Below are 25,421 nucleotides of genomic sequence, written 5' to 3'. Positions count from 1 at the left end.
TCGAGATAACGCGCCGCACCTCCGGCGGCTGGGCAAGGCCTACTTGCCGCCCCTGTCAGCAGCCAGAGGCCGCTCCAGCGCTTCATGCGCGCGACGGCCGTTCTCCGGGCCGACGTGCTCGCGCAGGACCTGTGCGACCTCCCGCAACTGCGCTGTCGTCAGCCCCGCCCAACACTGCCCACAGCACCGCGGCGAGCGCTACCACGTCAAGGTGCCGGACGGTGCGCCCGGCGCGCGTTATACCGTTCATCGGTGAGCTGCTCCATCCACGTGACCGGACGCTGTTTGTCGGGCGGGTACGGGTGAATCGATGGAATCGGAATCTTCAGCGCCGACGCGCGCCATCAGCCATGCGAGTCCGGCGCCGATGCACAGCAGCGCAGCGCTGGCTTCGAGCGTGCTCCGATAGCCGAACGTATCGAACAGGATGCCGCCGACCGTGGAGCCCAGCGCGATCGACATCTGGACAATCGCCACCATCAGGCCGCCGCCTGCTTCGGCATGGTGTGGAAACGTGCGCGTGATCCAGCTCCACCATCCCACCGGCGCCGCCGTGGCAACCAGTCCCCAAAGTACCAGAAGCCCCGCGACAGCCGCCTGGTTTTGCCCCAGGCCGATCAGCGCAAGCGCTATCACCCCCATCAGCGCCGGGATCGCGACGAGTACGCCATGGAACGCGCGCTTGAGCACCGCGCCAATCAGCATCGTGCCGGCAAAACCGGCCACGCCAATTGCCAGCAGGATCAGCGACAAGCTCGGGGCATCGACATGCGTGACGGTTTCGAGAAAGGGGCGGACGTAAGTGAACAGCGTGAACTGTCCGGAGAAGAACACGCCGGCCGCCAGCATGCCCAGCGCAACGACCGGACGCTTCAGGTGGACGAATACATTGCCGCTGCCCTTGGGGCGAGCGGGCACCGGCATCGTTGGCAGGCTGAACCATTGCCAGGCCAGTGCGAGCAACGCCACGGGTACGAGGCAGTAGAATGCCCCGCGCCAGCCGATCAGCGTGCCGAGATAGCTGCCGGCCGGCGCCGCGATGACGGTGGCCAATGCGTTGCCGCTATTGAATATCGCCAACGCGCGCGGCACCTGGTGCGCAGGCACCAGCCGGATGGCAGTGGCCGCGGACATCGACCAGAAGCCGCCGACGACCACGCCGATCAGTGCGCGCCCGAGCATGTAGGCCGTGTAGGTCGGCGCCGCCGCGATGATGGCGCCCGATATCGCCATCACTGCCGTCAAACCCAGCAGCAGCGACTTGCGGTTCGTGTTTCCGGCAATGGCCGCGATGAAGAGGCTCGTGAACACCGCAAACGCACCGGAGATGGCGATGCCCTGCCCGGTCATGCCTTCCGTGACATGCAGATCGGCGGACATCGGCGTCAGCAGGCTGACAGGCATGAATTCCGAGGCGATCAACGCGAAGACGCAGAGTGTCATCGCGAACACGCCGTTCCAGTGCGCGGGCGGCTGCGACGCGGGCGATTGGGGGCCCGCATGCGGCGCAGAGCGCGGCGCGGAGGTGTGGGGTAATGCGGTGTTTTCCATTGCCCGTATCATCCGCAGATTGGAGCCGGGTGACTACCCGCACAATACTTGTTGCCTTGATGAGCAAGCTTCATGAAAGACATTGATGAATCCACCTCATGAAGGCAATGAGCAGAAGCGTGTAATCAGCGTTCGCGCCATCCGCTACCATGCTGCGGTCCCCCTGCCTCCCCTCCGCCCATGACAACGCTAAACATCAACGGCCAGGTTCACGACGTCGACCTCTCCGCCGACACCCCGCTACTGTGGACGCTACGCGACGCGCTCGGCTTCACCGGCACCAAGTTCGGATGCGGCATGGCGCTTTGCGGCGCGTGTACCGTCCATGTCGACGGCCAGGCCGTGCGGTCCTGTGTCACGCCGATCTCGGCCATCGGCAACAAGCGCGTGCGTACGATCGAATCGATGGAGTCGGATCGCGTCGGGCGGGCTGTCCAGGATGCGTGGGTCGAGCTAGGTGTCGCCCAGTGCGGCTATTGCCAGGCCGGACAGATCATGACGGCCACGGCGTTGCTGAAGGCGAATCCAAAGCCCACGGATGAGCAGATCGTCGCCGGCATGAGCGGCAATCTGTGCCGTTGCGGAACCTACACGCGCATCAATGCAGCGGTGAAACTGGCGTCCACAAGGCTCGCCGCCGGCAAGACGGGAGCCCAGGCATGACCCGCACCACGCACAACACGCTCGACACGCTCGACACGCTCGACATCCCCCAGCAACCGGCGCGCCGCCGCGTGCTGCAGGCCGGCGCGGCATTCGCGCTGGCGCTCCAGTTTGGCGGTCTGATCTCGAAGGCCGATGCGGCGCAGGCGGAAAAGAAATACGGTGGCGCGGCCATGCCGGGTGGCATCGTGGACGATCCACTGGTGTTCGTGTCGATTGCGCGCGACGGCACCGTGACCATCGTGGCGCATCGCGCCGAGATGGGTACGGGCGTACGAACCAGCCTGCCGATGGTGGTCGCCGACGAAATGGAAGCGGACTGGAGCCGCGTCAGGATCGTGCAGGCGGACGCCAACGAGGCGCGCTACGGCAGCCAGAATGTGGACGGATCGCGCAGCATGCGGCATTTTCTTGCGCCGATGCGCCGGGTCGGGGCGTCGGCGCGCCAGATGCTCGAAGCTGCAGCCGCTGCGCAATGGAAGGTGCCCGTCACCGAGGTGCAGGCGCGCAACCATGAAGTCATTCACGCGGCCACGGGGCGCCGCATCGGATATGGCGATCTGGCCGAAGCCGCCATGCGCCAGCCGGTGCCCACGCATAACCAGTTGCGCCTCAAGCAGCCGGACGCATTCCGCTATATCGGCCGCGGCAAGATCCTTCCGACCGATAGCCGCGATATCGTGCACGGCAAGGCCACCTACGGTATCGACGTGCGACTGCCGGGCATGGTCTACGCGGTGATCGCACGTCCGCCCGTCTATGGCGGCAAGCTGCGCAAGGTCGATAGCGCCGACGCATTGAAGGTACCCGGCGTGCTGCGCGTCATCGAACTGAAGCCCTACGACGGCCCGCCGCTGTTCAATCCCGTTGGCGGTGTTGCCGTGGTGGCCACCAACACCTGGGCGGCGATGCAGGGCCGCGCGGCACTCAAGCTCGACTGGGACCATGGCGCCAATGCAGGCTACGACTCGGCCGCTTTCCGCCGCACGCTCGAAGCCGGCGCGCGCAAGCCCGGCAAGGCGTTGCGCAGCGATGGCGATGCCGTGGCGGCGCTGTCGGCTGCCGGCGCGCAGCGCAAGGTTTCCGCCGAGTACTACATCCCGCATCTCGCGCATGCATCGATGGAAACCCCCGTGGCTACCGCGCGCTTTGTCGACGGCAAGTGCGAGATCTGGGCGCCTTCGCAAGCGCCGCAGGGCGCATTGGAAAGCGTGGCGAAGCACCTCGGCATCGACGCCAGGGACGTGACGCTGCATCTGACCTTGCTGGGCGGCGGATTTGGGCGCAAGTCGATGGCGGACTTTATCTCCGAAGCCGCGCTGGTATCCAAGGCGATGGACGGCAAGCCGGTCAAGCTGCAGTGGACGCGCGACGACGACATTCATCACGACTACTACCACACGGTGTCGGTCGAGCGCATCGAGTCCGTGCTCGATGCCAGCGGCAAACCGACGGCATGGCTGCACAGGTCGGCAGCGCCCACCATCGCTTCGACCTTCACGGTTGGGGCGATGGGCAAGGCGCCGTTCGAAGCCGGGATGACAGCCATCAACATCCCGTACCAGATCCCGTCGATCCGGCTGGAATCGGCCGACGTGCCCGCGCATACGCGCATTGGCTGGTTCCGGTCCGTGTCGAATATCCCGCATGCGTTCGCGGTGCAGAGCTTCGTTGCGGAACTCGCGCATCAGGCGCGTCGTGACCCGAAGGACTATCTGCTGGAACTGATCGGCCCGCCGCGCAAGATCGACCCCACAACGCTGTCGGACAGCTGGAACTACAACGAATCGCCTGACGTGTATCCACTCGACACCGGCCGCATGCGCCGGGTCATCGAGGAAGCGGCGCGCAGGGCCAATTGGGGCCGCAAGCTGCCGAAGGGGCATGGTCTGGGCATCGCCATGGCTTACAGCTTCGTGACCTATGTGGCCACCGTGGTCGAAGTGGCGGTGGATGCCAAGGGCCAGATCACCATTCCGCGCGTGGACATGGCGATCGATTGCGGGCCGCAGGTCAATCCCGAGCGCATTCGCTCGCAGGTGGAAGGCGGATGCGTGATGGGCATCGGCCTGGCGATGCTCGGCGAGATCTCTTTCAAGGACGGTCGCGTGCAGCAAAGCAACTTCCACGACTTCGAGATCCTGCGTTCCCACATGGCGCCACGAGCCATCCACACGTGGATGGTGGGCGGCGATTTCGACGTGCCGCCCGGCGGCGTCGGCGAGCCGCCCGTGCCGCCCATCGCGCCCGCGCTGTGCAACGCGATCTTTGCGGCGACCGGAACGCGCATTCGGTCGTTGCCTATCCGTGACCAGCTTTCGCAGGCTTAGACGTCATGCCATCCGGTTTGTACCGGATGGCGTCGATGACGATCTTGAGCGCCCGCGATGACTGCCTGCGGCTTGGATAAAACGCGTGATAGCCGGGGAAGGTGGGACACCAGTCTTCCATGACCTTGACCAGTTTTCCCTTGTCCGCAAAGGGCTGGATGATCGGCAACGGCAGGAACACAAGTCCGAAGCCGTCGAGCGCGGCATTGAGCATCTGATTGACGCCGTTGCACACCACCTGGCCTTCCACGCGCGCCTGCAGCTTCTTGGACCCCTTGGCCAGTTCCCACGCATAGAGCCCGCCGCTGGTGGCCAGCCGCAAGCAGATGCAGCGGTGCGATAGCAGATCGCGCGGCGTCATCGGCTTGTCGCGCCCCTTGAAATATGCGGGCGCCGCCGCGATGGCCATCTTCACGTCGGGACTGATGCGCACGGCGATCATGTCCTTCTCGATTTGATCACCGAACCGCACGCCGATGTCGTAACGATCTCCAACGATATTGGTAAGGCCGTAGTCGACGGTCAGCTCGACATTGAGCTCCGGGTACTGCGGTAGCACCTTGGCCAGACGGGGCCAGATGATGGCGTCGATCGGATGGTCCACCGCCGTGATGCGGATGGTGCCAGCCGGACGATCGCCCAGCTCGGCCACCGCCGAGAGATCGGCTTCGATTTCATCGAACTTCGGCCCGATCGAGCGGATCAGCCTTTCGCCGGCCTCGGTAGTCGACACGCTGCGCGTGGTCCGCGTAAGCAGCCGCACGCCCAGTTTTGTCTCGAGATTGCGGATGGTGTGGCTCAACGCCGATTGCGTGACGTCGAGGCGAGCCGCCGCGCGCGTGAAGCTTCGCTCGCGGGCAACGGTAATCAATGCGAGGAGATCGTTGAGGTTATGACGGGGCATGGTCAGGGCGCGCCGCGTTTGGCGCTATGAATGCATTTCATGAATTTTCGCCCTATTGTTCTGCCTGTCGCGCGCGCCGCGCAAGTGTTTTGTCAGGACGCCTCCATGCACCCTTCGCACCCTTCGCAGACTTCAGATCATCCGTTTTGCCTCTTGCCCGGCGCGAACGGCATCGCCACGACTCCGGCGCGCCGCCCCGAGATCACGGTCACGCGCGCCGAAGTCCAGCCATCGATGGAAGGGGCTGCCGCCAGCTTTACCGGCAGCGTGCGCATCGACGCGCATTTCCAGGCACCCCTGCCTGCCCGCGTCGGCGGCGCCACCGTCACGTTCGCACCCGGTGCGCGCACTGCATGGCACAGTCACCCGCTCGGGCAGACGCTTCTGGTCGTGGCCGGCACGGGCTTCGTCCAGCAATGGGGCGACTTGGTCCAGACCATCCGGCCGGGCGACATCGTCTGGATTCCACCCAATACCAAACACTGGCACGGCGCGACAGCCCATTCGACCATGGTGCATATCGCCATTGCGGAGGCGCTTGAAGGGAAGGCGGTGGACTGGATGGAGCCCGTGGACAACGAGCAGTACGGCAGCGCGGGGCAGCGGTAGGCGTATGCATCAACGCCAGCGCCTTGCCCAGAACCGCGTCGCCCTGCAGAGTCTCGATTGAGGGTTCGGCATGCCGCACCCGCTTGCCTATACGCCCGCCGGCTGCAACGTCAGATGCGCGGCAGCGCGCCGGGGTTGCGCCAGCGACAGGCCGCTCTGGTGCACGTCGATGCTGAACACCGCCACCGCATCGGACAAGCGCTGCGCCTGCTCTTCGAGTGCGCCCGCGGCGGCGGCTGCCTGTTCCACCAGCGCGGCGTTCTGCTGCGTGACCTCGTCCATTTGCGTGACGGCCTGATTCACCTGATCGATGCCGCTGCTTTGCTCGGCAGCCGCCGAGGCGATTTCGTTCATCAGATCGCTGACCCGGGCGATGGCGTCGACGATTTCGCCCATCGTGCTGCCGGATTGCGCCACCAGGCCTGCGCCCGCTTCCACGCGATTGGCGGACAACTCGATCAGTCCCTTGATTTCCTTGGCTGCGCCCGCGCTGCGCTGCGCCAGCGCGCGCACCTCGGACGCCACCACGGCGAACCCGCGCCCCTGCTCGCCGGCGCGCGCCGCTTCCACGGCTGCATTGAGGGCGAGGATATTGGTCTGGAACGCGATGCTTTCGATCACGCCGACGATGTCGCCAATCTTGTGCGAATCCGCCACGATGTGCTGCATGGTGTCGACCACCTGTTGCGACAGTTCCCCGCCCTGCGCGGCCAGACCCGATGCGCCTTGCGCCAGCCGGCTGGCTTGCGTGGCGTTGTCGGCGGTCTGCTTCACGGTGGACGTCAGTTGTTCCATGCTGGCCGCCGTCTGTTCAAGCGACGCGGCCTGTTCCTCGGTGCGCTGCGAGAGATCGGTATTGCCGCTGGAGATTTCGTGCACGCCGTGGCGGATCGCATCGGTGCCGCCACGCACCGTGCCCACGGTCTCGATCAGCGACGCCTGCATCTGCTGTAGAGCGCTGGTCAGGCGATGCATCTCGCGGCTGCGCGCAATCTGCACGCGCCCGGTCAGATCGCCGCTTGCAATGCGCTGGAATTGCGCGACAGCGGCATCGACGGGCGCGACGATGGCACGGATCATCGCCACACGCGCCAGCCACGCCAGCAACAGCGCGCCAGCCAGGCCGATCGCCACCGCCCAGACCACGATGCGAAAGCGCGCCTGCGCGTCGTTGTAGCGGCGCTCCCCGTAGGAGACCTGCAGGGTTTCCAGCGCCAGCATCGCTTTCTCGTAGGCACCGTAGAGTGGCGGCAGCTTGTGCGCCTGCAGTTGCAGGAAAGTCTGACGATCCCCAGCCTTCAGCGCGGCCAGCGCGGGATCGACGCCTTCGCGCAGGAATTTGGCGCGCTTGTCCTGCATGTCCTTGAGCAGGCGCTGCTGTTGCTCGTCGCCATTGCCTGTCACGCTCAGATAGTGATCGATGCGCTCGTTGGCGTTGACCAGATATTGGTCGAAACGCTTGAGCACGGCCTTGGCGCCATCCTGATCGCCGAGTTCGGTCAGCGACGCATAGGTGGCCAGCGCCAGACGCAAGCGCAGCAACTGGGCCGCGCTGCCCTCAAGATCGGCCACCGCTGGGGTGTCGACGGTGTAGGTCTGCCGCAGCGCATCATTGCCCGCGCGTATCGAATACAGCCCCACAGTGGCGCCGATCACCAGCGCCACACCAAAGAACGCGACCAGCAAGCTCAACGAGCCCCTGATCGACAGTTGCTTCATCATTTCATGTCTCCGTAAGCGTGCGGCGCGGGGTCATTGCCCACTGCGCGGTGATGAAGGTCTGCCGTCTGGCTGCGCCGCTGGTTATCGTTATCGGACGGACCTATTTCGGTCTACGGCTGCGGGACGCAAAACTTGAGGCGGGATGGCGGCGGCAGCCACGGCCGCGGCCATCCACTTCGCTTAATGCGCCGCGCGAAAAATCTCAATTCCATTCGCCGTTCGCGCCACGCACACTCGCCGGCTGTTCCTGTTTCGTCTCGCGCCAGCCCGCGCGTGCCTGCACATGCCCGCGTCCCACCTTGCGTCCCACCTCGTCGATTGCCGCGCAACGCGGCGGCCGCCACCCTCCGCCCGGCGCCAAGATGTCCGCTGCGCGATGCGTACGCCGCTGGCCGCGACGCTGCTGTGCCTGGCGGCGATAAGCGGCGCCGCCCACGCCGCGCCGGTCGATTTGCCGGGTGAGCTGCCCAACATGGTGGGCCTCGGCATCGGGTCCACCACGCAATACGCGGGCGGCAACGAAAGAATGCTGGGCGTGGTGCCCGGCCTGCGCTACACCACCGAGAGCGGCAAGCTGCTGGAATGGTACGGTCCGTTCGCGCAGTTCAACTTTGGCGGCCTGACCGGCCTGCAATACGGGCCCGCCGTGGGGCTGCGCCTGGGCCGCAAGAACGTCGACGACCCGGTTGTCGCGCGCATCCACGACATCGACACCACGGTGGAGGCCGGCGGATTTATCGGCTACGAATACATCGCCACGGGCGGCGTCCCCTACCGGCTGCGCGGCGGCGTCAATGTGATGACCAATGCTGGAATCGAGTACGGCGGCATGCGCGTCACCGCGTCGGGCACGTTCTGGGCGCCGGTTTCGCCGCGCGTGTTCCTTGGCGCGGGCTTCGGCATGACGTGGGTGAGCCGCAGCTTCAACCAGACCTATTTTGGCGTCACGTCCGGCGACAGCGCGGCCAGCGGCCTGCCGATCTACAGCCCCGGCGGCGGCCTCGAACAATACACGGGCTGGCTGGCGGCGATCTACCAGATCGACAAGCACTGGTATGCGGGCGCGATGATCTACATGCAACGGCTGACCGGGGGCGCCGGCGACAGCCCCATCGTGACCCAGCGCGGCACCCGCAACCAGATCACCTACGGCGCGGGCCTGGCCTACGCTTGGCGCTGAGCGTCCCCAGCGCGGCAGGCGCGTCCATGCAGGCAACGGCCATCGTGGCGCATCCGCAGCCTCAAGGCAAACCAAAGCAAAACATGTCGATCGGGCGGCGTGCGCAAGAAATACTTGCGCGATCCGAAACCTGCCGATAGAATTCGCCCCTCTTCAGGCTCGTAGCTCAGCTGGTTAGAGCACCACCTTGACATGGTGGGGGTCGTTGGTTCGAGTCCAATCGAGCCTACCAACGCACAAACAGGAACGGACGGTCGCCGAAAGGCACCGTCCGTTTTTGTCTTGGTTTTGGTCCGGTATGGCCCGATTTGGGCCCTGTTTTGGCCTTTCCCCGCCGCCAGTCGCCATGACAGCCGCGACATTTTCGGCATCACGCACCACGGAGCGCCCCCATGATTCAGCCCGGCAACGTATTCAAGGACAACCTCGCCCAGCTGCCCGCGATCGACGGCATCGCGCGCATCGATCTGCTCGATGCGCAAGGCGTCGTCGCCGCGAGCATCGAAAACATGCCGGGCAAGCAGGGTTCGGTGGCTGTCTACAACTATATTCGGCAGTCATTCGACAAACTCGATGCGCAGGCCGCGGCGCATGCGCTGGAAGTGTTTGCCGAGCACACCGCCGACGCCCGCAACCGGCCCGGCGCGCATCCCAATGTCGACCGCCTGCTGGCCATCGTGGCCGGCGCGCCCGCGCTGCGCATTGAGGTCGTCGCCAAGGACTGATTGCGCATCTGTCCACGCGCCGCGCCGGCCGCCGCAGGCATCAGTGCGCCGACGCCTGGACCGCGCCGATACCGGTTTCGGAACGCAGTTCCTGCGCCTCGAAGCCTGCCTTGTCCACACGCGCCCGCGCGGACCGGTCGTTGATCGACACCAGCCAGATGCCGACAAAGCCGATCGTCATCGAGAACAGCGCCGGCGACGTGTACGGGAACGGCGCGCTCTTGAAGTGGAACACGTCGACCCATACCGCCTGCGACAGCACGGTCAGCACCACCGCCGACAGCAGGCCGAGGAATCCGCCGACCATCGCGCCGCGCGTGGTGCAGCCCTTCCATAGCACGGACATGAACAGCACCGGGAAGTTGGCCGAAGCAGCCACGGCAAACGCCAGCGACACCATGAACGCGATGTTCTGCTTCTCGAACACGATCCCGAGCACCACGGCGACCAAGCCCAGGACCATCGTCGTGATGCGCGATACGCGCAGCTCCATGGCGCTGGAGGCCTTGCCGTGCTTGAACACCGTGGCATAGAGGTCGTGCGATACGGCTGACGCGCCGGCCAGCGTGAGGCCGGCCACCACGGCGAGGATGGTGGCGAACGCCACGGCCGAAATAAAGCCCAGGAACACGTTGCCGCCCACAGCGCTGGCCAGGTGCACCGCCGCCATGTTCACGCCGCCCAGCAGCTTGCCGCTGCCGTCCTGAAAACTGGCGTTGGTGCTGACCAGCACGATCGCGCCAAAGCCGATGATAAAGGTCAGGATGTAGAAATAGCCGATCCAGGTGGTGGCCCAGAACACCGACTTGCGCGCTTCCTTGGCATTGGGCACGGTGAAGAAGCGCATCAGGATATGCGGCAGCCCGGCCGTGCCGAACATCAGCGCGATACCGAACGAAATCGCCGAGATCGGATCCTTGATGAAGTTGCCGGGACTCATGATCGAATCCTTCTTCGCGTGCACCTCCACCGCCTTGGCGAACAGCGCCTCGGGGCTGAAGTGAAACTGCGCCAGCACCATGAAGGCCATGAACGACGCGCCGCCCAGCAGCAGGCAGGCCTTGATGATCTGCACCCACGTGGTGGCCGTCATGCCGCCAAACAGCACGTAGATCATCATCAGCGCACCGACGATGACCACCGCCACCCAGTACTCCAGCCCAAACAGCAGCTTGATCAGTTGCCCCGCGCCCACCATCTGGGCGATCAGGTAGAACGCCACGACGACGAGCGTGCCCGACGCCGCGAAGGCGCGGATCGGCGTCTGCTTGAAGCGATACGCCGCCACGTCCGCAAACGTGAAGCGGCCCAGGTTACGCAGCCGCTCGGCCATCAGGAACGTGATGATCGGCCAGCCCACCAGGAAGCCGATGGAATAGATCAGGCCATCGTAGCCGCTGGTGTACACCGCAGCGGAAATGCCCAGGAACGAAGCCGCCGACATGAAATCGCCAGCAATCGCCAGGCCATTCTGAAAACCCGTGATACCGCCGCCGCCCGTATAGAAGGTGGCCGCCGATGTGGTCCTCTTGGCGGCCCATTTGGTGATGAACAGCGTGCCGATGACGAACACCACGAACATGGCGATGGCCGTCCAGTTGGTGGGCTGCTTGACCGCCTGCCCCAGATCGCCGCCCGCCGCAAACGCGGCCGTGCAACACAGGCCCAGCAGCGCGCTGGCGCCCATCGCGCGATACGTATTCATGCGACCTCCCGCTTGATCTTCTCGGTCAGGTCGTCATAGACGCCGTTGGCGTGGCGCACATAGAGCCCGGTGATCACCACCGTGAACACGATCACGAACAGCCCGATCGGCATGCCCCACGTCGTCACGCCGTCGCCCACGCGGCGCGCCAGCAGTTCCTTGTCGAACGCAATCAGCAGCACATAGCCGTAGTAGACCACCAGCACCACGGCCGTCAGCAGCCAGCCCAGCCGGCTGCGCCGGCGCACCAGGTCCCGGTAATGCGGGCTGGCCTTCAGTTTCTCGATCAGATCATCGTGCATCGCGTGTCTCCTGCGTATCAGCTTTTGTTTCGACGATGACCGTAAGGTAAAGCGCGCCGCTTACCCGGTTCTTACAGCGTGCGCCGCGCGTTGCCGGGGTAAACGTTAAGCGCCGCGCATCGCACGTGGCGACGGCGGCGCGTTGTGATCGACGATGCGCGTACGCGCCGCGCTTCGAACAGCGCACCAGCGCCGCGGCCTACCGGACACGCAAGCGAGCGCCATGACATCGCGCGCCACGGTGTGCGATCATCGTGGCCTGTTCGCCCACACGCCCCGCCATGCCCGAACGCATCAGCGAAGACATCACCTTCCGCAAACTCGAAGCGCTGCTCGCTTTCATGGAGACCGGCAATCTGGCGAAGGCGGCCGAAACGCTGGACGTCAGCACCGTCAGCGTGCACCGTGCGCTGCATTCGCTCGAAGAAGGACTGCGCTGCGCGCTGTTCCGCCACGAGGGCCGCAGCCTGTTGCCGACCGAAGCCGCGCATGTGTTGGCCGATGTGGCGCGCGATGTGATCAAGACCATGGCCGACGGCGTGCGCATGACGCGCGAGGCCGCCGGGTATTCAGCCGACCAGCTCAAGATCGGATCGCTGTATTCGCTGACCATCCGCACCGTGCCGCAGGTGGTCATCGGCATCAAGATGCGCCGCCCGGAACTGCAGACTGAACTAGTGCTCGGTTCCAACGCCGACCTGCTCGACAAGCTGCGCCAGGGCACGATCGACGCCACGCTGATGGGCCTGCCCGAAGCCTCCACCGAGATCGAGTCGATCCCGATGTTCGAGGACGACATCTTCTTCGCCGCGCCGGCCGATTCCCACTATGCCAGCATGGACGCCGTGGATCTGCGCCAATGCCGCGACGAGCCTTTTGTGGCGCTCGGCGATGGCTTCGTGACGTCGAGCGGATTTGCCGAGGCTTTCCGCATCGCCGACTTCACGCCAAACGTGGTCATGAAGGTGGGCGATATTTTCTCGCTGATGAATCTGGTGGGCGGCGGCATCGGCTACTCGCTGCTGCCGGGCCGGGTGCGCGACGTCTTTGCGCGCAACGTTGCCTTGATACCGCTGACGCCCGACTTCGACATGAAGCAGTCCATCGGCCTGAGCTTCCTACGCCGCCGCGAACGCGATCCCAATCTGCTGGCGCTGGCGGCCGTGTGCCGCATGCTCACACACTGAACGCTCATCCCCCGACGATCGCCTTGGTCGCCAGATACAGCACCGACGGCCCCAGCAGGCAGCCGAGGCCAGTGTGGAAAGTGGCCACCAGCGCGCCGTATGGCACCAGGCGACGGTCCGTTGCGGCAAGTCCGGCCGATACGCCACTGACCGTTCCGGCCAGTCCGCCAAACACCATGGCCGCGCGCGGGTTGTTCAAGCCCAGGAAGCCCGCCGCGAACGGCGTGCCGACCATCACGATGATGGCCTTGATCAGCCCCGTTGCGATCGACAGCGCGATGACATCGGAACTGGCGCCCAGCGCCGCCCCGGTCACCGGGCCGACGATGTACGTCACCGCGCCGGCGCCGATCGTTGTCATGCTGACGGCGTCGTCATAGCCAAAAGCGCGCGCCACACAGGCGCCCACCACAAATGGCACCACGGTGCCCAGCAGCAGCGACACCACGCCCACCATGCCGGCCTTGCGCGCCTCGCGCACCTGCACTTCGAAGGCCGTGGCGACGATGGCGAAGTCGCGCAGCATTGCGCCGCCCATCAGGCCGATGCCCGAAAACAGCGCGAAATCGGCCAGGCCCTTGTCCTTTCCCGTGACCACGCCACCGTAATACGCCAGCGCCAGGCCGATCATGATGGCAATGGCCGACGCATGCAGGCGTCCCTTCGTCAGTTTCCGCGAGATCTGGGACGACACCCACATCACGATGCCAACGGCGGCAAACGCCGTTACCAGGCCGTTGTGCAGCAGTACGTTCTGGGCCATCACGGCCAGCGAAGCAATCGACATGTCAGTCTCCCGGTCTTATTGCGCTGCGGCTTCGGCCGGCAATGGCGGTAGCGGTTCGTGGTCGCCGGTGCGGCTCAGCAGCGCGATCAGGCAGGCGCACACGCCGGCCGCCAGCACCGCCGCGATAAGCGCGACCGGCCCGCCGCGCAGCGCTGCCACCACGTTCTGCTGCGCCGCCATCGCCACCACCACGGGGATATACATCGCGCCCCAGAAGCCAACGCCCGCCTCCGTTTCGCGCGGCAGCAGACCGCGGTCATGCAGATACAGCCGGATCGAAATCAGCATCAGCATGGCGATGCCCACGCCGCCCACATTGGCCTTCACGCCGATGGCGACGCCCAGCAGGTCGCCAAGATAGAGCCCTACGAGATGGCAGATCGCCAGCAGGGCGGTTCCGTAGATGATCATGGTTGTCTCCGGTGGTGTTGTCTGTGTGATGCTGCCGGTACGGTGCCGGGCATATACCAACAACTCTAGGAAGCGCGCAGGCGCGCATCAATCAACCTGCCCCGCCGGATCGTTACGGTGCGGTTAATCGTGACCGGCACCGGGTACCCGGCACATGGCGCGCGGATCATTTACGCGGGGCGTAACGTTTCGCCGCCGATGTTGATTGTTCGCGAGGTGCGCCCTCCCCTATCTTTGCTGTAACGATCGCAGCACACCGGAGACGCCATGCTGAACCCGATACCGGAACGACAGTGGGACACGCGCCGCGCAGAAAAGCGCCGCCGGCAGGCCCTGGGGGCGAGCATCGCCACAGGCAAGGTCATTCCCACCGGCGACATCGTTGCCTTCCTCGAAGCCGTGACCGCGCCGGGCGACCGCGTGGTGCTGGAAGGCAACAACCAGAAGCAGGCGGACTTTCTGTCGCGCGCGCTGGCCGATGCCGATCCCACGCGCCTGCACGACCTCCATATGATCATCCCCAGCGTCAGCCGCGTGGAACATCTGGATCTCTTCGAGCGCGGTATCGCACGCAAGCTGGACTTTGCGTATGCGGGCGCGCAGAGCGTGCGCATCTCGCAGTTCCTCGCCGATGGACTGCTCGAAATCGGCGCGATCCATACCTATATCGAACTGTATTCGCGGCTCTATGTCGACCTGACGCCGCACATCGTGCTGACCGCCGGGTACAAGGCAGATCGCCACGGCAACCTCTACACCGGGCCCAGCACCGAGGATTCCCCGGCGCTGGTGGAAGCGGCGGCGTTTCGCGACGGCATCGTGATTGCGCAGGTCAACGAGATCGTCGACGACCCGGCCGACCTGCCGCGCGTGGATATCCCGGGCTCCTGGATCGACTATGTCGTGCAGTCGGACAAGCCGTTCTTCTGCGAGCCGTTGTTCACGCGCGATCCGCGACTGATCAAGCCGGTGCACATCCTGATGGCGATGATGGCGATCCGCGGCATCTACGAACGCCATAACGTGCAGTCGCTCAATCACGGCATCGGCTTCAACACGGCCGCCATCGAGCTGATCCTGCCCACCTATGGCGAGCAACTGGGCCTGAAGGGCAAGATCTGCAAGTACTGGACGCTCAACCCGCATCCCACGCTGATCCCCGCGATCGAATCGGGCTGGGTGGAAAGCGTGCACAGCTTTGGCAGCGAGCTCGGCATGGAAGACTACGTGGCCGCGCGGCCCGATGTGTTCTTCACCGGCGCGGATGGCAGCATGCGTTCCAATCGCGCCCTGTGCCAGTTGGCCGGGCAATATGCGGTGGATCTGTTCATCGGCTCGACGCTGCAGATCGACGGCGACGGGCACTCGTCGACCGTTACGCGCGGACGCCTGTCCGGCTTCGGCGGTGCGCCCAACATGGGCCACAATCCCGGCGGCCGACGCCACGCCACGCCGGCCTGGCTGGACCTGATCGAAAGCGACGACCCGCTCGCGCGCGGGCGCAAACTGGTGGTGCAGATGGTGGAAACCTTCCAGGCGGGCGGCAAACCGACCTTTGTCGAATCGATGGATGCAGTGCAGGTGGCCAAGGACAGCGGCATGCCGTTGGCGCCGGTGATGATCTACGGCGACGACGTGACGCACGTGCTGACCGAAGAAGGCATTGCTTACCTGTACAAGGCGCGCTCGCTGGAAGAACGTCGCAGGATGATCGCGGCCGTGGCGGGCGTGACGCCGATCGGCATGCGCCACGATCCCGCCACCACGCGCCAGATGCGCAGCGACGGGCTGATCGCGCTGCCCGAGGATCTCGGCGTGCATCGCGCACAGGCCACGCGGTCGCTGTTGGCCGCCAAAAGCATGGCGGATCTGGTCGAATGGTCGGGCGGCCTCTACAACCCGCCCGCACGCTTCCGGAGCTGGTGATGGGATTCCCCGCATCGCAGGCAGCCCTGCCCGTCGCGCCCTTGCCTCCCGCACCGCACGCAGCGCACGCCGCGCACGCCGCGCCGGTTGTCGACATGGCGCAGGCCCTAGGCGATCTCGCCGTGGCGGTCCTGATCGACGAAGCCACGCTCGCTCCCAAACCCGGACTCGTCGACGCCCGCGGCAACGGCAGCCATCGCGACATGTCGCTGCAACTGATGATCGATTCCGCGCACAGCCTGCGCGACGGCTTTGTCGCGATGGCGCGCGCCGGCCAGCATGCCAGACGCCTCGACGCGGGGCTGCGCGAGCAGCTTGGCGCGCTCGGACGCAGCGCAGAAGCGCAGATGCTGCGCGCCACGGGCGGCGTCAACACGCATCGCGGCGCAATCTGGGCGCTCGGCCTGCTGGCCGGTGCTGCGGGTTGGCTCGGCAGCACGCGCAGCGCGTCGTCGGTGGCGCGCATGGCTGGCGTCATCGCACGCATGCCGGATCGTCATCGGCCTGCGCACACCGGCAACAAGGGTGAATGGGTGCGCGCCACCTACGCCGTGGGCGGCGCGCGCGAACAGGCCGAGGCCGGGTTTCCGCATGTCACCGGCGTGGGCCTGCCCATGCTGCGCGCGTGCCGCGCGCGCGGCGACGCCGAACCGACCGCACAGGTCAACACGCTGCTCGCCATCGTTGCGCAGCTGGACGATACCTGCGTGCTGGCGCGCGCCGGACTGGCGGGACTGGCCGACGTGCAGGCCGGCGCCGAAGCAGTGATCGACGCGGGCGGTATTGGCACGCTGAGCGGCCGACGCCGCCTGCACGATCTCGAGGCCACGATGCGTGCGCACCAGACATCGCCCGGCGGCGCAGCCGATCTGCTGGCCGCCACGTTATTTCTTGATCGGCTTTGCGCCGTGGGAGAGCCCTGATGGAACAACTCCGATTCGAATATGCCGCCGGCGCGCCGGCATCGCGCCGAGTGCTGGTTGGCGTGGTTGGCTCCGGCGATCTCGAGGTGATGATCGAACCGGGCGAAGCCGGAAGGACATCGATCGACGTCACCACATCGGTCAACGGCTACGGTCGTGTCTGGGATGCGCAACTGACGCGCGTCTTCAGCGCCGAGCCGCGCGCCGCCATGCGCATCCGCATCCACGATTTCGGCGCCACGCCGGGCGTGGTGGGCATGCGGCTGGCCGAAGCGTTCGAAGCGCTGGCACCGCACCCCGATCAGGAGCCGACATGAACCGCGCCGCCTTGTTATCGCGTGAGAGCTTTATCGAACTCGGTGCGCGCGAGCGCGCCCGCGCGCTGCTCGACGCAGGCACGCTGCGCGAACTGGCCGGTCCGTTCGACGGCCTGACGTCGCCCTGGCTGGAGCGTCAAGGCGTGGTGCCGCAAGGCGATGACGGCGTGATCGTCGCCAAGGGAAAGATCGACGGCCAGCCAGCGGTCGTGATGGCCATCGAAGGCGCGTTCCAGGGCGGCAGCCTGGGCGAAGTCGGCGGCGCCAAGATTGCGGGCGCGCTCGAACTGGCCGCCGACGACAATCGCAACGGCGTGCCTACGCGCGCGGTGATCCTGTTCGAAACCGGCGGCGTGCGGCTGCAGGAAGCCAATCTGGGCCTCGCTGCGATTGCCGAGATTCACGCGGCCATCGTCGACCTGCGGCGCTACCAGCCGGTGGTCGGCGTGATCGCCGGACAAGTGGGCTGCTTTGGCGGCATGTCGATCGCGGCGGGGCTGTGCTCTGCGCTGGTAGTCACGCGCGAGGCGCGCCTTGGCCTGAATGGCCCTGCCGTGATCGAGCAGGAAGCGGGCATCGCCGAATACGATTCGCGCGATCGGCCGTTTATCTGGGGCCTGACGGGCGGCGAGCAACGCTACGCGACCGGACTGGTTGATCGCTTCGTCGACGACGACGCGCGCGAGATTCGCGAAGCCGTGGCGGCGCTGGCCAATGCCTCGGTGCAACACACGCGCGATGCGGCACTGCGCAGCGAACGGTACGACGATTACCTGCAACGCATCGCCGGCTATGTGGCGCACGGCGCGACGCAGCAGATCGACCCCGCCACGGCACGCAGCATTCTTGGAGAACGGCAATGAGCACGACCAGCGATTCCCATCGCGCGCAGGACATCGCCGGGCGCGGGCAGGCATGGCTCGATGCCTTGAGCGGGCGTGCGGTGCGCAGCGCCGGATATCCGCGCTCGGTACAGCTGGCCGACGTCGAGCTGTGGGGACGTGGCACGCGGCTGATCGCGGTGGTGCCGGATCCGGACAACCCTTTTCCGCGCGCCCGGAACGGCGAAGTGGGACTGCTGGAAGGGTGGTCGCTCGCGCGCGCCGTGCATGAGGTCATCGACGCCGATCGCGACGCATCGATAAAGCGCGCCATCGTCGCCATTGTCGACACGCCAAGCCAGGCCTACGGACGCCGCGAGGAAGCGCTCGGCATTCATCAGGCGCTGGCCAGCGCGGCCGCCGCCTATGCCACGGCGCGTCTGCAAGGGCATCCGGTCATTGCGCTTCTGGTGGGCAAGGCGATGTCGGGCGCGTTCCTGGCGCATGGTTATCAGGCCAACCGCATCCTCGCGCTGGCCGATCCGGGCGTGCAGGTGCACGCGATGGGCAAGGAAGCCGCCGCGCGCATTACGCTGCGCAGCGTGGAGGAACTCGAGGCATTCGCCGCGACCGTGCCGCCGATGGCGTACGACATCGACAACTATGCAAGCCTGGGCCTGCTGTGGCGCACGATCGCGGTGGAGAACGCCGCGTCGCCCAATGCCGGCGATGTCGAAGTCGTGATGCGTCATCTGCACGACGCGCTGGCCGACATCGATGCCGATCCCCAGTGCGACCTGCGCTCGCGTCAGCACGGAGAACACCGTGGCGCCACGCGGCGCGTTCGCGCATTGCTGGCCAGCCAGTGGCGCGACTGACGTCTCCCGCCATCGCCATGCGCGCGCAACCACACGATCTGATCTGGCTTCGCGATCCCGCCGCGTTTCTGGCGGCGGGCGCCGTGCCCGAGTGGGCCGACGCGCCGTGGCTTGCCCAGGCGCCGCTGGTGGTGCGGCGCGATCGCGATGCGAGCGGACGCGGGCGCATTCCCGTCGGCATTCGCGGACGCACGCGCGCGCAGCGCTACGCAACGTGGATCGATGCCGATCAGTGCGCCACCGTCGTCACGCCCGTCGACATCGCACGCGCCGGCTTCTGGCGCCTGCACCCGCGCCGCGACGAGATCCCCGCCTTGCGCGCGCTCGATCCCATCGCCCGCCAGCTTGGCGGGCTGCCGCATGCGTGGGGCGTAACCGGCGCGGTGGGCTTCACACTGGCCGCAGGCATCGACGTGCTCCACGCCGGCAGCGATATCGACCTGCTGCTTCTGGCGCTACAGCCGCTGTCGTCGGCGGAGACCGCCATCCTGCGCGACGTCATCGACCACGGCGCGGCTCGGATCGACATGCAGATCGGCACACCGTACGGCGCCTTTGCGCTGCGCGAGTTTCTGCGCACGCAAGGCCACGTGCTGCTGAAGACCGACACCGGCCCGCTGCTGTGCGACGATCCCTGGAACATCGCATGTCAACACTGCTGACGTTCCCCGGACAGGGCTCGCAACGCCCCGGCATGCTGCATGCGCTGCCCTGCCATCCACACGTCCAGCGCACGCTGGCGGAAGCGAGCGAGTCGCTCGGCGACGATATCCTGGTGCACGATGACGCCGCGCATCTGGCCTCCACGGTTTCCGTACAGCTTTGCCTACTGGTGGCTGGCGTCGCCAGCGCGCGCGCGTTGCTCGCCGACGGCGCGCAGGCGCATGCCGTGGCAGGACTGTCGATTGGCGCATTTGCGGCAGCCGTGGTGGCCGGCGTGCTGCCATTTGCCGATGCGGTGCGGCTGGTGGCGATGCGCGGCGCGCTGATGGAGACCGCCTATCCGTCCGGCCACGGCATGACCGCCATCCTGGGTCTCGACGCGGGTCGGCTTGAGGCGATCGTGGCGCGCGTGCATCGCATCGACGCGCCCGTCTACATGGCCAATTACAACGCCGATACGCAAATGGTGATCGCTGGTGCCGATGCGGCCATGGCTCGCGTGGCAGAGCTGGCACTGGCCGCCGGCGCGCGCAGCGCACAGCGGGTGGCGATCGCCGTGCCGTCACACTGCGCCCTGCTCGATGACGCCGCCGACGCCCTGCATCGCGCCTTCACGGAGCCATCGCTTGTCCAGTCTCTGAAACGTCCGGCGCTGCGCTACTTCAGCGCCAGCGCCGCGCGCGAACTGCGCGATCCGGCACGCATCGCAGAAGATCTGGCACTCAACATGTCACGGCCGGTGCGCTGGCACGAAACCATGCTGCTGGCCCGCGCGTGCGAGATGCGCCTTGCGGTGGAAATGCCGCCGGGCAATGTGCTGACGCGACTGTGCCAGCCGCTGTTTGCGCAGGCGGTGGCGCTGTCGGACATGCGGGCCGACAGCGTGATGGTGTTGATGCAGCGGGAAGCTACGCGCGAATAAGCCGTCGGCGCGCCGAGGTTTCATCCTGGATTCGTGTCTGTCGTAGCGGAGACTGGAGGGGCGAGCGATGGATGCCGGTGGGAGGGGGAGCGGACGTTTTTGCTAAATTTACGGGCTCAGTAAGTCAGTTCCAGCACGCCGATCAGCGGCACACCGTTTCCTGGCAAGGTCCGGAACCACTTCGTCATCACTTCATCGTCCAATGCGGTGCGCTGCCGAAAAATGCCAATACCTTCTGCGGAATCGTACACGGCGATATCTTTGCCTCTTACCGCCAGCGCCGTGGCATGGAAGTCGCTGGCGAGAATGAACGTCCGCAATCCGGGGCTGCGGCAGCATTCCTTCGCCAGTCGGGTCACACCTTCCGGCGCACGTACACCTTTGTGGATCGGGGTGAATCCCACCCGCGTGCAGTAGGCAATGAGGATGGGACGCCGGACTGCGTCGTCGGGAAGAAAGGCTGAATTGTCCTCAGCGGCTAGCGCCGGATCGACAACACGCAGGACTGGAAATGCGTAGCAACCGAACTGGTTTAGTGCGCCTTCGAAGTCCGTTGGCATGTATTCGAAATCGCCGCCGGCATGCAGATGCCGGATCCAGGCGAGGGCCATGCCCAGACAGGTGCCGGGAGACGTCGTTGGTCCCTTTGGAATGGCCGTACGCCGTTGATAGGTTTGCCCAAAGACGATGGATCCCGACGAGGCACCCTTCAGAAACGTCATCATTTTTTGTTGCCCACGCGAACGGTACTTGGCCGCTGTTCCGGCCAAAAAGCGGCAATATACCGGCGACATTTCCGTCCTCATTTACCCCAAATCAAGCGCGAGCCATCGCATTGCCACAGTGCGCCGCGGTGCACAGATGCGAGTGCCGGCTTACCGTCGCGACCTGAGTTCGAGTACGCCAATCCCGCGGTGTGGTGAATCTTCGGGCAGCCCGTTCAGGCATCGCGCCAGCCGCCCATCAGCGAAAGCATCCTCAGCATCGAGTGTGACAATGCCTGTGCTGGGGTCGAACAGTGCGATGCAGTCGTTCTTCCTTGCCAACGCCACCGCATGGCTGGCCGCAACCAGCAGAAAGGTTCTAAGCAGATGCGGCCGGTGTCCCGCATGGAGCAGGTATGAGATCGTGTGGCCCGATTGCTCGCCCCAATCGATGGGTGTCAGATTCAAGCGCTCGCAATGTCGAAGCAAGCCGGGCATCTTTATCGCAAGCCCCGGCGAAAACATCTCGAAGCTGACTCCTTCCGGCCATGGTTGGCCGCGCGCACCGTATTCGAATACATAGCAGCACTGGCCGATGGCCGCTTCCACTTCACTCGGCACATAGCTCATGGGCTTGCCCTCTCGCAAGCGCCGGATCCATGCCATCGAGAATCCGAGGCACAGCCCGGGCGATACGGCGGCCGCCATTGGCACGCAGGTGCCGCGCCGATAGGGAACTCCGAGCGTGGCAAAACTGCGGTTGACCGCGGCGGGATAGAACTTTGGCATCGGATTGACAACGCCCGCGCATATGCTGACGCGGGCAGAAAAATAAGAAGCGTCAATCTACTTGCCCCCGTCGCCGCGACCGTTACCACAGATCAATTGCTGTATCGGATCATTGCCATCCGTGTGCCGCTGATGCGCAGCCGCGTCTGGAAAGTGCGCGGCGCGTTGGCACGGGCAGCAGAGCTGCATCGGCTCGCCGTCACGCAAGCGACTGACGAAAAACAAAGAACGGAGAAATCACTCATTCAAGCGGTTGCGACATTGGCATTCAAGGCAGAGGCTATCCGGTTCGACAAATCTGCAGCGCCGGAACCTGCAATGACCCCTGTCCTACGACCAGACAAGCTCACCGCAAAGCAGAAGATGATTCTCAAGAGCCTGCGCGATGGGCATCGCGCGAGCCTGCAGTTTTCCGCGGTGACCGGAGAATTTACGGGCAGCGTGCGCGTGTTCGATACGGCCGCGGCGCGCTATGTCCAGGTGCCGTGGTATCGCATCGCCGCGCTGGTCGATCGCGGGCTGGTGCGGCTCGATGGCACATCGATTGCCAACTCGCACTATGTCGTGCTGGTTGCCCGACACCCCAGGTAGTGCTGCATGCCGGATATCTTCCGGACGCGCTTATCGCGCACTGAACCGGCGCGCAAGACCCTTGCTTTGAAAAGCGTCGACGATGAATTCGACGAACACCCGCGTCTTGGACGGCAACAACTTGCGATTCGGGTAATACAGCGCGAGCGGGCCAATATCGGCCGACCAGCCCGGTAACAAACGCACGAGATCGCCGCGTTCGAGCCACGGCGCCGCATGCGGCATCGGCAACAGCGCCACGCCCAGCCCTTGCATCGCGGCGTAGGCCATGGCCTCGGGGTCATCGAAAATCATCCGCGTGCGCGGTTCGGCCAGCGCCTGCTCGCCGACCTGATTGCGCAGGTTCCACACACGCAGCCGCCCGGAAGACACCGAACGCCGCGCGATGCCATCGAACGCGGCCAGATCCGACGGATGCCGCGGCATGGAGCGCCCCTTCATGAACGATGGCGACGCCGTCGCCACCACGTGGCTACGCGCCAATTCGCGCACGATCAGGCCTTCGGTCAATTCGATGCCGCCGCCGATTGCCACATCGAAGCCGCCCGCGATCAGGTCCACCGTGCGGTTGTCGAAATGCCAGTCCGGCACGATCGCCGGATAGCGGTCGAGGAATTCTCCAAGCAACGGCACCAGATATTCGCGGCCGAAGGCCACGCCCATGCTGACCTTGAGTACGCCCGCAGGTTTGCCATCGTCCTGCGCGGCGCTGGCAAACGCATCGCGCAAGGTAAAGAACGGATCGGACACCTGACGGAAAAACTGCTCGCCACCCATGGTCAGCGTGAGCTTACGGGTGCTGCGCTGGAACAGGCGCAAGCCGAGATGGTTTTCCAGCCGGGCCACATTCTTGCTGACGGCCGCGGGCGTCAGGCCTAGCCGGCGCGCGGCAGCGGAAAAGCTGCCGGTGTCCGCACTATGCACAAAGGATTCGAGCAGGTTCAGGGCTTCCATCGCGTCAGCATATACCAATGGTTGAAAAAGTTACTACCGATTAGATACTACCGGTAGGGGATTCCGCCGACCATACTTGGGTCACCTTCTCCCGATACAAAGGAATCCATCATGACTTCGCTTTCTAACAAGGTCGCTTTCGTTACCGGTGGCTCGCGCGGCATTGGCGCTGCGATTGTGCGTCGCCTGGCCCGTGACGGCGCCGCCGTGGCTTTCACTTACCAAAGCTCGGGCGCCGGCGCGCAGCAACTGGTTGAATCGATCCAGGCCGCCGGCGGCCGGGCGCACGCCTATCAGGCGGACGCCGCGGACGCGGCCGCCGTCACGCGCGCCATCAACGAGGCCGCGAACCATTTCGGCAAGATCGACATCCTGGTGAACAACGCCGGCGTACTGTTTCTGGGCCCGGTCGACCAGTTTTCACTCGAGGATTTCGACAAGACACTGGCCGTCAACGTGCGCGCCGTGTTTGTCGCATCTAAGGCTGCACTGGCACATATGGGCGAAGGCGGACGCATCATCAACATCGGCAGCACAAACGCGGACCGCATGCCGTTCCCCGGCGGCGCCGCGTATGCGATGAGCAAATCGGCCCTGAAGGGGCTGGTGCAAGGGATGGCGCGCGACCTGGGGCCCAAGGGCATTACCGTCAATAACGTGCAGCCGGGCCCGGTGAATACGGATATGAATCCGGAAACCTCCGATTTCGCGCAATCGCTTCATGGCCTGATGGCATTGCCGCGACATGCACGGCCCGAAGAAATTGCCAGCATGGTGGCGTATCTGGCCGGCCCGGAATCGAGCTTTGTCACCGGTGCAAGCCTGAACGTGGACGGCGGATTTGCGGCCTGACGGCTGGCCAGTCGGAACGAACGCATCAGGGGCGCGGGAGGCCATTCACTGCGCCGCGCTCCCGTCATGCCGCCGTCGGAACAGCCGGACGGTGGGCCGCCGCGCCAGCCGACGGCATGTCGAGGTGCGGCGATTCAATCGAGTTCAACACATCAACGCATCAATACATCAATATCTCAATTCCATTACGCCAAAGGCCTTGTTAGTACAGTCCGAAACCAAACTGGCGAGATACGCCAAAAGACGTGCCTCATCCATCTCCTCTCTAACGGAAAATACCGTCGTACCAGTATTGGAGTCGAATATCGCAATGTTGCCGTCTCGGATCGCCATGGCGTGCACATGGAGCTTCGCACAGAGCAGATAAGTCCTCACAGGATCGTTGTTGTACAGGGCCTCGGCAACTAACAGGTGCACATCGTGTGGACCGAGCTCGCCCCGATACAGCCCCTCCAGTCCATGCAAAGCAAGTAGCTCGATAAAAACCGGGTCTTGTGCGTATAGGCCGGGCATGCGGTTATGAGCCACCTCCTCTTGTTCCTCATGTTCGTCATCACTGTCAGGTTCCGCACTGTCTCTGGCCACTGACGGTAAAAAGCCGAATGTGTAGAACTGCTGATTGATCATCGCTTCGATCTCGTCCGGCACGTAACTGAAGCTCCAACCCAACTGCATGCGGCGAATCCACGTGATACTCAAACCCATGCACATCCCCTCGATCACGCAGTGCCCGGCAGGTTTCAAAGAACGCTTCCGATAAAGTTGCTGCAGGCCTATGGCCTTATTGGTCCCAGTGTTATAAAAAATTGGCATGAATAATGGCGTGAGAGTTTCTTTCCGCCACACGAAGAATTGACTACCTGTGGCGCTTTCCAGCGCGTGCACTGTAGCAATTCGCCGCGTGCCACACCCTCAGCAACTACATGCATTCCGGGCTTCTTTGCGTTGGCGCAATTTGCGCCTGAGGGCTCGGCGCGGGTTGGCCCCCGGCCATCGCAAGTCCCC

The 25,421-nt window shown here is 65.1% G+C and carries 26 protein-coding genes and 1 tRNA gene; 16 read left to right on the top strand and 11 right to left on the bottom strand.

Annotated features, from left to right (window positions below):
* Positions 1 to 246 precede the first annotated feature (246 nt).
* On the bottom strand, positions 247 to 1,443 hold the full coding sequence (locus tag F7R19_RS10710) for an MFS transporter (protein ID WP_150980486.1): 1,197 nt from the start codon (positions 1,441 to 1,443) through the stop codon (positions 247 to 249).
* 288 nt (positions 1,444 to 1,731) lie between these two features.
* On the opposite strand from F7R19_RS10710, the gene F7R19_RS10705 reads away from it, so the two are divergent.
* Both F7R19_RS10705 and F7R19_RS10700 read left to right on the top strand, forming a co-directional pair.
* Positions 1,732 to 2,214, top strand: a complete 483-nt coding sequence (locus F7R19_RS10705; protein WP_150980360.1) for a (2Fe-2S)-binding protein — start codon at positions 1,732 to 1,734, stop codon at positions 2,212 to 2,214.
* Positions 2,211 to 4,544, top strand: coding sequence for a xanthine dehydrogenase family protein molybdopterin-binding subunit (locus F7R19_RS10700; RefSeq protein ID WP_150980357.1), 2,334 nt, complete (start codon positions 2,211 to 2,213; stop codon positions 4,542 to 4,544). Before F7R19_RS10705 ends, F7R19_RS10700 begins: the two co-directional genes overlap by 4 nt.
* On the opposite strand, the gene F7R19_RS10695 is transcribed toward F7R19_RS10700, so the two are convergent.
* On the bottom strand, positions 4,516 to 5,448 hold the full coding sequence (locus F7R19_RS10695) for a LysR family transcriptional regulator (protein ID WP_150980354.1): 933 nt from the start codon (positions 5,446 to 5,448) through the stop codon (positions 4,516 to 4,518). The two genes, F7R19_RS10700 and F7R19_RS10695, sit on opposite strands and share 29 nt — an antisense overlap.
* A 105-nt stretch (positions 5,449 to 5,553) precedes the next feature.
* On the opposite strand from F7R19_RS10695, the gene F7R19_RS10690 reads away from it, so the two are divergent.
* On the top strand, positions 5,554 to 6,057 hold the full coding sequence (locus tag F7R19_RS10690) for a (R)-mandelonitrile lyase (protein ID WP_150980351.1): 504 nt from the start codon (positions 5,554 to 5,556) through the stop codon (positions 6,055 to 6,057).
* A gap of 87 nt (positions 6,058 to 6,144) precedes the next feature.
* Here the strand turns inward: F7R19_RS10690 and F7R19_RS10685 are convergent, their stop codons facing one another.
* Positions 6,145 to 7,779 (bottom strand): methyl-accepting chemotaxis protein, encoded by a 1,635-nt coding sequence (locus F7R19_RS10685; RefSeq protein WP_150980349.1) that lies wholly within the window; start codon positions 7,777 to 7,779, stop codon positions 6,145 to 6,147.
* A 376-nt stretch (positions 7,780 to 8,155) separates the two neighbouring features.
* Here F7R19_RS10685 and F7R19_RS10680 point away from each other — a divergent pair, with 376 nt between their 5' ends.
* From F7R19_RS10680 to F7R19_RS10670, 3 genes are all read left to right on the top strand, one after another.
* A complete protein-coding gene (locus F7R19_RS10680; RefSeq protein ID WP_061954606.1) occupies positions 8,156 to 8,959 on the top strand; it encodes a MipA/OmpV family protein in 804 nt (267 codons plus the stop codon).
* Between the two features lie 155 nt (positions 8,960 to 9,114).
* Positions 9,115 to 9,191: transfer RNA gene (locus tag F7R19_RS10675), tRNA-Val, on the top strand.
* A gap of 160 nt (positions 9,192 to 9,351) precedes the next feature.
* A complete protein-coding gene (locus F7R19_RS10670; RefSeq protein ID WP_150980347.1) occupies positions 9,352 to 9,684 on the top strand; it encodes a DUF2322 family protein in 333 nt (110 codons plus the stop codon).
* Positions 9,685 to 9,724: 40 nt separating this feature from the next.
* Here F7R19_RS10670 and F7R19_RS10665 read toward each other — a convergent pair whose 3' ends face one another.
* Positions 9,725 to 11,389, bottom strand: a complete 1,665-nt coding sequence (locus tag F7R19_RS10665; RefSeq protein WP_150980344.1) for a cation acetate symporter — start codon at positions 11,387 to 11,389, stop codon at positions 9,725 to 9,727.
* The gene (locus tag F7R19_RS10660) at positions 11,386 to 11,691 is read right to left on the bottom strand and encodes a DUF485 domain-containing protein (RefSeq protein ID WP_061954600.1); all 306 of its coding nucleotides are present in this window, start codon (positions 11,689 to 11,691) and stop codon (positions 11,386 to 11,388) included. The genes F7R19_RS10665 and F7R19_RS10660 overlap by 4 nt, the downstream gene beginning before the upstream one ends.
* Before the next feature lie 281 nt (positions 11,692 to 11,972).
* On the opposite strand from F7R19_RS10660, the gene F7R19_RS10655 reads away from it, so the two are divergent.
* On the top strand, positions 11,973 to 12,878 hold the full coding sequence (locus F7R19_RS10655) for a LysR family transcriptional regulator (RefSeq protein WP_150980342.1): 906 nt from the start codon (positions 11,973 to 11,975) through the stop codon (positions 12,876 to 12,878).
* A gap of 4 nt (positions 12,879 to 12,882) precedes the next feature.
* Here the strand turns inward: F7R19_RS10655 and madM are convergent, their stop codons facing one another.
* Together madM and madL are read right to left on the bottom strand one after the other, a co-directional pair.
* Complete coding sequence (madM, locus tag F7R19_RS10650) at positions 12,883 to 13,665, bottom strand: malonate transporter subunit MadM (RefSeq protein ID WP_200898999.1); 783 nt, start codon at positions 13,663 to 13,665, stop codon at positions 12,883 to 12,885.
* A 15-nt stretch (positions 13,666 to 13,680) separates the two neighbouring features.
* Positions 13,681 to 14,076 carry a malonate transporter subunit MadL gene (gene madL / locus F7R19_RS10645; protein ID WP_061954597.1) on the bottom strand — a complete coding sequence of 132 codons (396 nt, stop codon included), beginning with the start codon at positions 14,074 to 14,076 and terminating at the stop codon, positions 13,681 to 13,683.
* Positions 14,077 to 14,343: 267 nt separating this feature from the next.
* Between madL and mdcA the strand changes: the two genes are divergently transcribed.
* The 7 genes from mdcA to mdcH are packed head-to-tail and all read left to right on the top strand — an operon-like array spanning position 14,344 to position 20,526.
* Entirely contained in the window at positions 14,344 to 16,002 is a 1,659-nt protein-coding gene (gene mdcA / locus F7R19_RS10640) for a malonate decarboxylase subunit alpha (protein WP_150980339.1), read from the top strand.
* Positions 16,002 to 16,925 carry a triphosphoribosyl-dephospho-CoA synthase gene (locus F7R19_RS10635; protein WP_150980337.1) on the top strand — a complete coding sequence of 308 codons (924 nt, stop codon included), beginning with the start codon at positions 16,002 to 16,004 and terminating at the stop codon, positions 16,923 to 16,925. Before mdcA ends, F7R19_RS10635 begins: the two co-directional genes overlap by 1 nt.
* Positions 16,925 to 17,242: a malonate decarboxylase subunit delta gene (locus F7R19_RS10630; protein WP_061954591.1), complete on the top strand. Its 318-nt coding sequence runs from the start codon at positions 16,925 to 16,927 to the stop codon at positions 17,240 to 17,242. Before F7R19_RS10635 ends, F7R19_RS10630 begins: the two co-directional genes overlap by 1 nt.
* The gene (locus F7R19_RS10625) at positions 17,239 to 18,105 is read left to right on the top strand and encodes a biotin-independent malonate decarboxylase subunit beta (RefSeq protein ID WP_150980335.1); all 867 of its coding nucleotides are present in this window, start codon (positions 17,239 to 17,241) and stop codon (positions 18,103 to 18,105) included. The genes F7R19_RS10630 and F7R19_RS10625 overlap by 4 nt, the downstream gene beginning before the upstream one ends.
* Positions 18,102 to 18,941: a biotin-independent malonate decarboxylase subunit gamma gene (gene mdcE, locus F7R19_RS10620; RefSeq protein ID WP_150980332.1), complete on the top strand. Its 840-nt coding sequence runs from the start codon at positions 18,102 to 18,104 to the stop codon at positions 18,939 to 18,941. Before F7R19_RS10625 ends, mdcE begins: the two co-directional genes overlap by 4 nt.
* Before the next feature lie 17 nt (positions 18,942 to 18,958).
* Complete coding sequence (locus F7R19_RS10615) at positions 18,959 to 19,603, top strand: malonate decarboxylase holo-ACP synthase (protein WP_150980329.1); 645 nt, start codon at positions 18,959 to 18,961, stop codon at positions 19,601 to 19,603.
* Positions 19,588 to 20,526 (top strand): malonate decarboxylase subunit epsilon, encoded by a 939-nt coding sequence (gene mdcH, locus F7R19_RS10610; protein WP_150980326.1) that lies wholly within the window; start codon positions 19,588 to 19,590, stop codon positions 20,524 to 20,526. The genes F7R19_RS10615 and mdcH overlap by 16 nt, the downstream gene beginning before the upstream one ends.
* A 116-nt stretch (positions 20,527 to 20,642) precedes the next feature.
* Here mdcH and F7R19_RS10605 read toward each other — a convergent pair whose 3' ends face one another.
* On the bottom strand, positions 20,643 to 21,320 hold the full coding sequence (locus F7R19_RS10605; RefSeq protein WP_150980323.1) for a hypothetical protein: 678 nt from the start codon (positions 21,318 to 21,320) through the stop codon (positions 20,643 to 20,645).
* Between the two features lie 81 nt (positions 21,321 to 21,401).
* Positions 21,402 to 21,860, bottom strand: a complete 459-nt coding sequence (locus tag F7R19_RS10600; protein WP_150980320.1) for a hypothetical protein — start codon at positions 21,858 to 21,860, stop codon at positions 21,402 to 21,404.
* A 255-nt stretch (positions 21,861 to 22,115) separates the two neighbouring features.
* On the opposite strand from F7R19_RS10600, the gene F7R19_RS10595 reads away from it, so the two are divergent.
* Positions 22,116 to 22,610 carry a hypothetical protein gene (locus F7R19_RS10595; RefSeq protein WP_150980318.1) on the top strand — a complete coding sequence of 165 codons (495 nt, stop codon included), beginning with the start codon at positions 22,116 to 22,118 and terminating at the stop codon, positions 22,608 to 22,610.
* 30 nt (positions 22,611 to 22,640) lie between these two features.
* Here the strand turns inward: F7R19_RS10595 and F7R19_RS10590 are convergent, their stop codons facing one another.
* On the bottom strand, positions 22,641 to 23,564 hold the full coding sequence (locus F7R19_RS10590; RefSeq protein WP_150980315.1) for a LysR family transcriptional regulator: 924 nt from the start codon (positions 23,562 to 23,564) through the stop codon (positions 22,641 to 22,643).
* 111 nt (positions 23,565 to 23,675) lie between these two features.
* Here F7R19_RS10590 and F7R19_RS10585 point away from each other — a divergent pair, with 111 nt between their 5' ends.
* Entirely contained in the window at positions 23,676 to 24,416 is a 741-nt protein-coding gene (locus F7R19_RS10585) for an SDR family oxidoreductase (RefSeq protein WP_084003882.1), read from the top strand.
* A 168-nt stretch (positions 24,417 to 24,584) separates the two neighbouring features.
* On the opposite strand, the gene F7R19_RS10580 is transcribed toward F7R19_RS10585, so the two are convergent.
* A complete protein-coding gene (locus tag F7R19_RS10580) occupies positions 24,585 to 25,301 on the bottom strand; it encodes a hypothetical protein (protein ID WP_150980313.1) in 717 nt (238 codons plus the stop codon).
* Positions 25,302 to 25,421: the final 120 nt, after the last annotated feature.

Origin of the sequence: Cupriavidus pauculus (assembly GCF_008801835.1) — a bacterium.
Classification (GTDB): Bacteria; Pseudomonadota; Gammaproteobacteria; order Burkholderiales; family Burkholderiaceae; genus Cupriavidus; species Cupriavidus pauculus.
The sequence above is the reverse complement of the archived record's forward strand: the minus strand, read 5'-3'. Positions and strand labels throughout refer to the sequence as shown.